Raw genomic sequence first — 9,730 nt, 5'->3', positions numbered from 1 at the left:
ATACAGAGCCGATTGGGATTTTAATTATTCAGAAGTAGAAACAGATTCTAGTTTTTACTACAACTCAAATTATTATAAACTCTTGTCAAATCACTACAACATAACTCGCCACCTATATGATGGGAATATCTATTCTGTTGCGGTGTTGGATTCTATTTTAAGAGCAATTCCAATNCCTTCTACTCTTATTAAAATCAGTATCTCTCAGTATTTAGACCGAATATATTCTGAGGCTCCATGGGATATCATTCAGAAAAATAGTCAAGAGTATCTTAACCTATACCCGTCCTCTGAACTTCCAGTTTTTTTAATGAAAAAATACAGCATTGATCCAAATGCAACTAATGATGTCGTTATAGTGAATGCTCAAGGTGAAACCACTACACTAGAAGAGGTTTTGGAGAAATTAAGAGGGAAAGAGGTAGTATTGGATATTTGGGCATCATGGTGTTCTCCATGTATTACAAAAATTAAAGCAGAACAAGAGACAAGAGAGAAAAATAAGAGAAAAGGAGTTGAATATGTATTTATTACTTTTATGGATAATAGTGCTGATTGGAAAAAGAGAGTTAAGGAGCTAAGACTTGACAAAGAAAAACACTGCTACTTTACGACAAACAGTCAGACTTCCCGATGGTTTATAGACATGAAGGTAACCTCAATCCCCCATGTAATTAAATATAATAAATCTGGTGTAATTATTGGGCAAGAAAAATAGGAAGATTAATTGAAATGAAACGTTTCCCAATTTATTTACAAGCTGATAGTATGGACTGTGGTCCCGCATGTTTAAGAATGATTGCGAAGCATTATGGAAAGCATTACCAACTTGAAACATTACGTGAAAAGTCCTTTATTACTCGAGAAGGAGTTTCAATGTTGGGAATTAGCGATGCTGCAGAGTCTATAGGCTTTCGGACTTCAGGTGTTATCTTATCCCTTACACAACTAGCCAATGAAGCGCCATTGCCTTGTATCATTCATTGGAATCAGAATCATTTTGTCGTGCTTTACGAAGTAAGACGTAAAGGCTCAAAACTATTTTTCTATATTGCTGATCCAGCGATTGGTTCAATTATATATGACGAAACTGAATTTATAAAACATTGGTGTAATACTAAAAATAAAGGAGAAGAAAAAGGACTTGTATTATTATTGGATCCGAATACAATGTTCTTTGAAATTAATGAGGAAGAAGAAGAACATAGTTGGGGGTTCAATTTTATATTGAAATATTTGACCCCCTATAGAAAGCAATTAGGTCAATTAGCATTAGGAATGGTGGTTGTCAGCATATTACAGCTAATCTTTCCTTTTCTCACACAATCACTTGTCGATGTTGGAATTAGAGATAGTAATTTAAACTTTATTACGCTTATACTAATTGCTCAATTCACCCTTTTTATTACAAAGCTATCAGTGGAGTTCTTGAGAAGCTGGCTTCTTCTTCATATGAATACACGGATTAATATCTCGCTAATATCTGATTTTTTAGCGAAACTAATGCGATTGCCAATATCATATTTTGATAGCAAAATGACTGGAGATATATTGCAACGTATTAATGACCATGAACGAATAGAGTCTTTTCTTACTAATAACTCCATCAGTTCTGTTTTTTCAATGGTGAGCTTTATCATATTCGCACTAATACTCGCATACTATAACATTACAATTTTTATCGTTTTCCTTGTGGGTAATACTCTATACGTACTATGGGTTCTTATTTTTATGAAACGGCGCAGAGAATTGGACTATAAACAATTTTTCCAAGCCTCTCGTGAACAAAGTAGTCTTATCCAAATGATTACAGGAATGCAAGAAATAAAGTTAAATAATTGTGAAAAACAAAAACGGTGGCAGTGGGAACGCATTCAAGTAAAGCTATTTAAGTTAAGCATAAAAGGATTAGCATTAGGGCAATTACAACAATTAGGAACCGTCTTTTTTAGTCAAAGTACAAGTATTTTTATTTCATTCATTGCAGCAAGAGCTGTTGTCGACGGAGAAATGACACTTGGAATGATGATGGCACTTATTTACATAATAGGGCAGCTAAATGCACCTATTGAGCATTTTATAAGTTTTTCACAAGCACTTCAAGATGCACAGATAAGTCTAGAAAGGCTGAGTGAAGTTTATAAAAAAGAAGATGAAAGTCAAAATAGCAGTTTAAAATTAACAAGTTTGCCCGAAAAGCATGATATTATACTAAAAGATTTATCCTTTAGTTATAATGGGGCAAAACGAGACTTTGTATTAGAGAACATCAATTTAACTATTCCGGAGAAAAAGGTAACAGCTATTGTTGGTTCCAGCGGAAGTGGGAAAACGACATTGGTAAAATTATTATTGGGATTTTATACCCCGACTGAAGGAACTATCAAAGTTGGTGGTACTGCTTTGGATATGATTAATCCATATTTATGGAGAAGTAAAAGTGGCTCAGTTATGCAAGATGGATTTATTTTTTCAGAAAGCATCGCTAATAATATAGCCGTAGGTGTTAATCATATAGATTTTGGGAGATTATCACATTCTGTAAAAGTTGCAAACATTCAAGATTTTATAGAATCTCTTCCTCTTGGCTATAACACTAAAATAGGCATGGAGGGAAACGGAATCAGTCAAGGACAAAGACAACGCATTTTGATTGCTCGGGCAGTCTATAAAAATCCAGAATTTATTTTTCTTGATGAAGCTACAAATGCACTAGATACATATAATGAAACGAGTATTATGGAACAGTTAAATGAGTTTTACAGAGGAAAGACGGTAATAATAGTGGCACATAGATTAAGTACAATTCGAAATGCAGATAAAATTGTTGTTTTAGGAAAAGGGAGAGTTGAAGAAGAAGGAACTCACGAACAGTTAATAAAAAATCAAAGCGTATACTACCAATTAGTTAAAAACCAATTAGATATTAGTAATCAAAATGCCTAAGTCATGAAGGATTCCAACAAAAATAAGTGTGAACTTGAGGTCTACAGTGAAGAAGTACAGGAAATCATAGGCAAGATTCCTTCATGGACCTCCCACTATGGCATTAGTACGGTGTTCTTTTTTGTAATTATTTTATTATTTGGCAGTTGGGAGTTCAAATATCCTGATACTATAAATGCAAAAATTACAGTAACAACAATAGATCCCCCTGTAAGTATCATTGCTCAATCTAGCGGGAAGATAGATTGTATTTATGTAAACAATAATGAACCTGTTGAAATAGATGCTCCACTTGCAGTTATCAGAAATCCTGCCAATAGTTCAGATATGTTTTATCTGATTGAATTAATAGGGCAATGTAAATCTGATGATGATTTTATAAGGAATGCGTCTATTTTTAAAGAGAAGACTTTTTCACTTGGAGTAAACCAGATTGCTTACGCAAATTTTGTTACGAGTTTGAATAATTATTTAATTCACAGAGAATTAGATTATTACCCAAAGAAAATCGCTTTAAAAAATCAAGAAATGGCTCTACAAAAAATACAGCATCACCATATCACAAACCAAAAATCTTTAGTTGAAGAACAATACCTTATAGCAAAGAGCATTTTTGAACGAGACTCAATATTATTGATAAAAAACATTATTTCTGGCAATGAATATGATCTTTCTAAAAAAAATTTTCTTCAACAAAAGCAAGTTTACGCTTCATATTTCTTGTCAATGCAACAATCACATTTACAGCTACTAAAAGACGAAGATACATTTTTGGATTTAAAACAATTAACTGTTGAAAAGGATCAAAGGTACAGATTAGAGTTCCGTAATATGGTAGAAACTTTAAAAGCACAAATTAAGGAATGGGAGCATACGTACGTACTAAAAAGTCCTATCAATGGAGTTGTAACACAAATGGGAGTTTGGACTGCTAATCAAAATGTGAACTTGGGAGAAACCGTATTTTCAGTAATACCCCACACCAAATCCATGTCAAAAGGGAAAGCTTTATTACCTATTCATAGGGCAGGAAAAGTAAAAAAAGGACAGCAAGTTAATGTTCGAATTGAAAATTTTCCAGATCAAGAATTTGGCTATCTGTATGGAAGGGTTGAGAGCGTATCTACTCTACCAAATGCCGATGGCTTTTATGTTGTGGAAATAAGTTTTCCAAAAGGGATGGAGACAAATTACGGTAAAATACTACCGATAACACAGGAAATGCAAGGAATTGCAGATATTATTACCGATGATTTAAGATTGTTGGAGCGATTTCTGATGCCACTTAATAAGATATTACAAGGACAAAAGTCCATATAATTGACCAATTATACGCCACATAATTTGAGTTTGCATAACAAAAAAGGCAATAAAGCATGCCATTTTTAGATTATGGAACAGTTGTCCAATCTTCTTTTCATGTGATGATGAAGCTCCCCTGAGGAGTCTGTTGAGCTTGCGAAACAGTCTCCGTAAAGGGAGCTATGGGAAGCAATGTCTGAGCGTGCGAGAGCGAGTGCGTGTCTTGGATAGCCAAAACGAAGTGTCCCTTGCAAAGGGTGGCCATCAAGACACCGAAGCGAGCTAGAGTAGCAAGACTTTGCTTCCCATTTATTCTTTTGGCTCATCAAACAACAATTTGAAAGCATTTTTATCTTCTCAATAATCTTTGTCGTTGCTCGGATTATTGCTAGCTTTGTGGAGTATGATTTGAACCAAATAAAATATGTTTTTTATGACTAATAACAAACAATCTAAATACGAGCCTTTGGTTTTAGCGAGAGAAGTCGGCATCTATGATGAGTACGAGAAACGACTTGAGGAGTGGCTCTATGATGAATGTCCTGATTTGTGTGAAGATAAAGAGTACATCATCATGAAAGCCATGAAAGCTCGCGAAATGTCCAAAGATAAGAGTCTAATGTATCCTGAATCAGATGCAAGTACATATCTAATTGAAGGTGTGAGTCGCTCTGTCTTTGATGAGTGCAAACATGCAGTAGACTACGAGTTAAATTGCTTTGATGGGAAACTTCATTACATGCACATCAGAAGTTTGGCTTACAAGCTCAGTAAAGAGCAAAGAGTGTTAGACCTTATAAAAAGTATCGGAGGTCTTGAAGAACTCGACTATGATGTCTATGTTGAAGATGAGTTTAGAGAAATTCAGATGCCAACTCTTGTAAAAGAGATTGTTGAAGATTGGGGCGGAGTAGAAGCTCTGTATCCTTATCCTACGGAAGAACAGATAGAATGGCATGAAGAATTGAGGAGTTTAAGAGGAGAGGATTATAGAGCCTACTTTAATTTGTTGGAGCACACTTTAGCACATACAAGGTATCTTTCTAGCCTTTGGCATGCTCAAAGAGAGCGTGGTGAAGAATTAGCACCATACTTCACCTATACCAACGAACATGGGAAGCTGGAGGAGGTTCGTGTTATTCCAGATTGGGCTGTAGATAGATACTTCGATGGAAATCCTGAAATGAAAGAGGCATTTGCGAAGTATGCTGATGAACTGAGAGCTCATTTTGAGCCAATTGAAGAAGCATATATCGCAGACCGAACAGAGGTGATGAAAAAGTTCCTAGAAGAGAAAGGGGCTTGTTATTGTAACAATGAGTATAATATCACTGTTGAACTCTATGATGATAAAGGTGATAATGATTGACCTATAGGATAATAACTCATAGAAAAAGCGAGGAAACCCCTCGCTTTTTCTATGCTTCAGTGCCTTGTTGAGCCTCTTGTTTCTTCTTTATTCTGTCGCTTTCGAGGGCAACTATTGCTCTAACCTCCTCCTTGATGCGATTGTAATTGGCTCTCAGGACTCCGTCTGCCTCGTCATCAGTCAGTGGTACCCCTTTATAGTCTAAGAGAATAGGCATCTCTTTGATGTACTTACTTTCCTCCTCCTTGACCTTCTTAACATCCACTATGATATGAGAGTGGAAAATCTTTTGCTCGATTGGCTGGTTTATGTCATCAGCCACCACCCCGACAAAAGTACCTTGCGTAAGAGTTGAAATCTTACTCGCTGGTATAAGACTTTCCATTTGAGTAGAAATAGAAGTCGAAGTGTCATTACGATTGATACTCTTTGAGGTTCTCTTTTGGAGTACTTTACCAAAGCGCTTCGAAATCGTTTCGGCAGTATCCCCGGTTACCTGACCGCTAAACAGATTTGCAACGGTATTTTGAATTACTTTTGCCTCTTTGTCACCATAATCTCGCGTCAGCTGAGAGAAGTCTTGGAAACCAAGACAAACTGCTACTCGATTAGAACGAGCAGTATTGATAAGGTTGTCAAGACCTCGGAAGTAGATTGTTGGAAGCTCATCGATAATTACAGAAGACTTCATCGTGCGAACCGACTCTATTTCGCCATTCTCTCCCTCAAAGTTAATTCGTTTCTTATTGATAAGTTTGACTATTCGAGCATTATACAATCCTAATGCTGCAGAATAGATGTTTTGGCGGTCAGGGTTATTCCCCACTACAAGCACCTTTGGATCTTTCGGGTTATTCAGGTCGAGAGTGAAGTCATCACCTGACATCACCCAGTAGAGTGCTGGAGAAATCATGCGAGCCAATGGAATTTTTGCAGATGCCAATTGTCCCTGCAATTGGTCTTGAGCATTGCCCCGAAAAGCGTCCATAAAAGGAGCCATGTAGTTTTCCAGCTCATCATAATCCATCAATATGTTGAATACCGTCTCATAATTCGCATTCAAAAGCTCAATCGCATGTGGGAAAGTGCAGTATTTCCCCTCATCGTAGATTTTGAGAAACCATATTATTGCGGTCAATAATGTAATTGGAGATTCTACAAAGAAATCGCCCTGCTTCTGTATCCATGTTTTATTGAGGTTTAACATGATGGTATAGGCACTTTCGTACGCGTCAGATATATCTGTCATAAAGCGAGGAGACAATGGGTTGCATCTATGAGAGCGCCTTGGGTCATCTATGTTGATAATGTAGAATTTGGGTTTTGTGTCACCGTATTTATCTAGGTGATTGGCAAGATGGTTATAAGCGATAATTGAAAGGTCAGGAAACTTGAAGTCGTAAACGTACATCGCAAAGCCTTTCTCGATGAATTGCTTGATGTAATTATTGACAACAGCGAAAGATTTACCTGAGCCAGGAGTACCTAAAACCATTGTAGCACGATAAGGGCTAATTACGTTAATCCACCCATCATTCCATGTTTTATTGTAATAAAACCTTGTGGGCAGATTGACAGAGTCCTCGTTGGTTATGAGTCTAGTCTCCTGCATAAAACTTTCATTCTCGATATTAAAGACATCATCCATAAGATTGTTGTCCATCAGCATTCTTATCCATGATAGCCCGAGAATATAGAGAGCTGTGCCAATAGCCAAGGTAATTGAATATAGTACAAAACGATATATCATTAACTTTCCTATTGGTAAAGGAAGTCTTATATCAAGGAGCCCAAAATTACCAAAGTAAAATATGGTTCCACCTAGCATAGCTAAGGCTACCATTGACCAAGTTATCTTTTCATTTTTAACTCCTCTAATACCTAATACACCAAGAGCTAGGAATACTAAAGCGAGCAACTTGGAAAACAGCGGAGATGAGAATAGCATCGTCTTTTGTGATAATCTCATCAGCACTGTGTTAATAACTGGATAGGTTAGTCCTAACTCGTGAAAAGCACTCCAGCAATAAAAATAGATGTGCAAAATAAGGATGAAGATACCTAATCCCTTCATGAAGTCCATTATTTTGCCTAACGCTCTCAAATCGTCTTCTTGTCCCATATTATGTATAAGTGTATATGTTATTTTTGCTTTGGTCTCCTAGGCTTTTTTGTCCCATAGAGACGCTTCATTCTTCTTGCAAATGCCTCCTCCGTATAGTCTCTACCATCATCATTACCTGTAGTCCATGAGGTCAGAGTTATGGAGGAGTCTGCATTGGCTTCTATTTGCTCTAGTTTTTCTTCTATCTGAAGAGGCGTTTGTGTCTCTGGAGAGAAGTAGTCGTTAAAGGCATTTGCCGAGAATTCTTTGCCTATCTTAGAGCCATTGATGGCAGTGTTTGTATTGTCCTCGACAAATGTGACACCATAGATACGTCCTTTTTCATTTTGAAAAATCATGGGTCGTATACCTTGGTCGGCTAATTGTCGTTTGAAGTCCTCAATAGTGGCAGGTCGCTTCTCCATCGTTGATTGTAGCACCTCGATAAAATGAGGTATCCTTTCTGCTACTAGAGGTTTAGATTTGCGCATTCTGTTCTGCACCGCAGATAGACCAAAACCTCGACCAAGTTCCGACCCCGAAATGGGTTTACCTGCCACCTGTCCCTTATTATCTATAGGTGCATAAGCTATCCCCTCATAGATTTTACCCTTGTATTCAGTCTTGGTAATCTCTGCTTTGAGATTGTATTTAGCTAAGAGAGCATTAAACTCCCCAATCGACTGAAATTTACTTTCAGGTAAAATCCTCCTAAGCACACTTCTAGTTTGCTCAAAGATATTAGCTTTGCCTACCCTTATTGGTTCAGCGTAGAGCCCATAAACTCTTTTTGCTACCTCCTTCTTGTTCTGTTTTTGGGCATTCTTCGGTGATAGTATGAGACCATACTTGACCTCTAAGCTGTCTATAATTGAACGTGCCTTCTGTCCCTCATACTTGTCAGGTATCTTTTTCCCATCAGGTCGCACCCTTGTAGAGAGAATGTGAATGTGTTCCCTTTCAATATCGTGATGTCGAGTCACGATAAAGGGTTGCTTGCCATACCCCATTCTCTCCATAAACTCACGAGCAATTAGCATCAGTTGTTCATCTGAGAGGTATTCTCTTGGATCAGGATTGAGAGATGCTGCGAACACGATGTTCTTCGTTCGCACATTTTCAGGTATCTGTGCCATTATTTCGGTGTAGGCTACTTCGATATTGGGGTAACCATCTGACCCGACGGATACCCCTTGAGAATAAATCAAGGTAGACTTTTCTTTGTTTTCTTGCTTAAAGTCATACTCCAGCTTCGCCATCAAGCTTTTCGGAGTCGTTACACTGACTATCATTTTTCATTTCTTCTACTAAGTCAATAACCTTTTTCAGGGTCTCGACAATCTCAAGTTGGTTTTTGGCTACATTATTGAGCAGTCTCACGGCTACTTTTTCAGTGTGAAACTGATTGATGGACTTCACCGTTTGGTTGAAGAGTACCCCTATCTTATTAATTGCAGCCACCAACTGAGACAACTCTTGATAAAAACGCATAGACCCTAGGTCAGTTTTTATGACCCGAAAATTCTCGTTGAGGATTTGCGTCCTCATAAAATCCGATTTTGTGGGTGCCCCTGACCTCTTGAAAAGAGTAATTGCTTTTCTTTGGTCATTTGGGTTGGGCATCCTGCATATCCAAGTATCCCATTTTGGTGGCATTAACTTCTCACTCATTTGTAATTATTTTTATGTTTAATATTCACCTATCTAAAAAATAGCGACTTTGGAGCGTTCCCCCTCCCCACGGGAGCAAGGAGGTTTTTGTATTACAAATGTCAATTTGTATTACAAAGACACTACTTGCCCATTCGGAAACTGATACGTAAATACCGCACGCTACTGCCCTCTTTTCTGTCGTCTGTTTCTGTCATACAATTTGACCTATATCCTTGTGGCAAATATGGAAAGATAATTTTGATAACGAATTACCCGATTTTGCCCGATTTTGCCCGACCTTTTTTGCTTATAGATATTTAACGTTTTGGGGGTTGCCACTAAAGAGCCTTTGTTTT

Annotated in this window: 7 protein-coding genes; 4 read left to right on the top strand and 3 right to left on the bottom strand. The window is 37.4% G+C overall.

Features of this window, described 5'->3' with window-relative positions:
- Positions 1-310 precede the first annotated feature (310 nt).
- The 4 genes from A3GG_RS14040 (at position 311) to A3GG_RS0109800 (ending at position 5,617) form a co-directional block, all read left to right on the top strand.
- A complete protein-coding gene (locus A3GG_RS14040) occupies positions 311-718 on the top strand; it encodes a TlpA family protein disulfide reductase (RefSeq protein WP_428829139.1) in 408 nt (135 codons plus the stop codon).
- A gap of 8 nt (positions 719-726) precedes the next feature.
- The gene (locus A3GG_RS0109810) at positions 727-2,946 is read left to right on the top strand and encodes a peptidase domain-containing ABC transporter (protein ID WP_026215768.1); all 2,220 of its coding nucleotides are present in this window, start codon (positions 727-729) and stop codon (positions 2,944-2,946) included.
- A 3-nt stretch (positions 2,947-2,949) separates the two neighbouring features.
- Complete coding sequence (locus tag A3GG_RS0109805) at positions 2,950-4,266, top strand: HlyD family secretion protein (protein ID WP_018359121.1); 1,317 nt, start codon at positions 2,950-2,952, stop codon at positions 4,264-4,266.
- A 415-nt stretch (positions 4,267-4,681) separates the two neighbouring features.
- Complete coding sequence (locus tag A3GG_RS0109800; RefSeq protein ID WP_156808730.1) at positions 4,682-5,617, top strand: hypothetical protein; 936 nt, start codon at positions 4,682-4,684, stop codon at positions 5,615-5,617.
- A gap of 49 nt (positions 5,618-5,666) precedes the next feature.
- Here A3GG_RS0109800 and mobC read toward each other — a convergent pair whose 3' ends face one another.
- From mobC to A3GG_RS12295, 3 genes are read right to left on the bottom strand one after another with little or no spacing between them, the layout of a single operon-like run.
- The gene (gene mobC / locus A3GG_RS0109795; protein WP_018359119.1) at positions 5,667-7,739 is read right to left on the bottom strand and encodes a conjugal transfer protein MobC; all 2,073 of its coding nucleotides are present in this window, start codon (positions 7,737-7,739) and stop codon (positions 5,667-5,669) included.
- Between the two features lie 20 nt (positions 7,740-7,759).
- A complete protein-coding gene (locus A3GG_RS12300; RefSeq protein WP_018359118.1) occupies positions 7,760-8,980 on the bottom strand; it encodes a relaxase/mobilization nuclease domain-containing protein in 1,221 nt (406 codons plus the stop codon).
- Positions 8,961-9,377, bottom strand: a complete 417-nt coding sequence (locus A3GG_RS12295; RefSeq protein WP_282705042.1) for a plasmid mobilization protein — start codon at positions 9,375-9,377, stop codon at positions 8,961-8,963. The genes A3GG_RS12300 and A3GG_RS12295 overlap by 20 nt, the downstream gene beginning before the upstream one ends.
- Positions 9,378-9,730 lie beyond the last annotated feature (353 nt).

The sequence above is a fragment of the Porphyromonas levii DSM 23370 genome, assembly GCF_000379925.1.
Classification (GTDB): domain Bacteria; phylum Bacteroidota; class Bacteroidia; order Bacteroidales; family Porphyromonadaceae; genus Porphyromonas_A; species Porphyromonas_A levii.
This window is presented reverse-complemented; position numbering and strand designations above follow the sequence as displayed.

What these genes read in the sequence shown, in the direction of transcription:
- A3GG_RS0109800 (WP_156808730.1), top strand. Translation starts at nt 4,682, where the DNA reads ATGACTAATAACAAACAATCTAAATACGAGCCTTTGGTTTTAGCGAGA.
- A3GG_RS14040 (WP_428829139.1), top strand. Translation starts at nt 311, where the DNA reads ATGAAAAAATACAGCATTGATCCAAATGCAACTAATGATGTCGTTATA.
- A3GG_RS12295 (WP_282705042.1), bottom strand. Translation starts at nt 9,377, where the DNA reads ATGCCACCAAAATGGGATACTTGGATATGCAGGATGCCCAACCCAAAT.
- mobC (WP_018359119.1), bottom strand. Translation starts at nt 7,739, where the DNA reads ATGGGACAAGAAGACGATTTGAGAGCGTTAGGCAAAATAATGGACTTC.
- A3GG_RS12300 (WP_018359118.1), bottom strand. Translation starts at nt 8,980, where the DNA reads ATGGCGAAGCTGGAGTATGACTTTAAGCAAGAAAACAAAGAAAAGTCT.
- A3GG_RS0109805 (WP_018359121.1), top strand. Translation starts at nt 2,950, where the DNA reads ATGAAGGATTCCAACAAAAATAAGTGTGAACTTGAGGTCTACAGTGAA.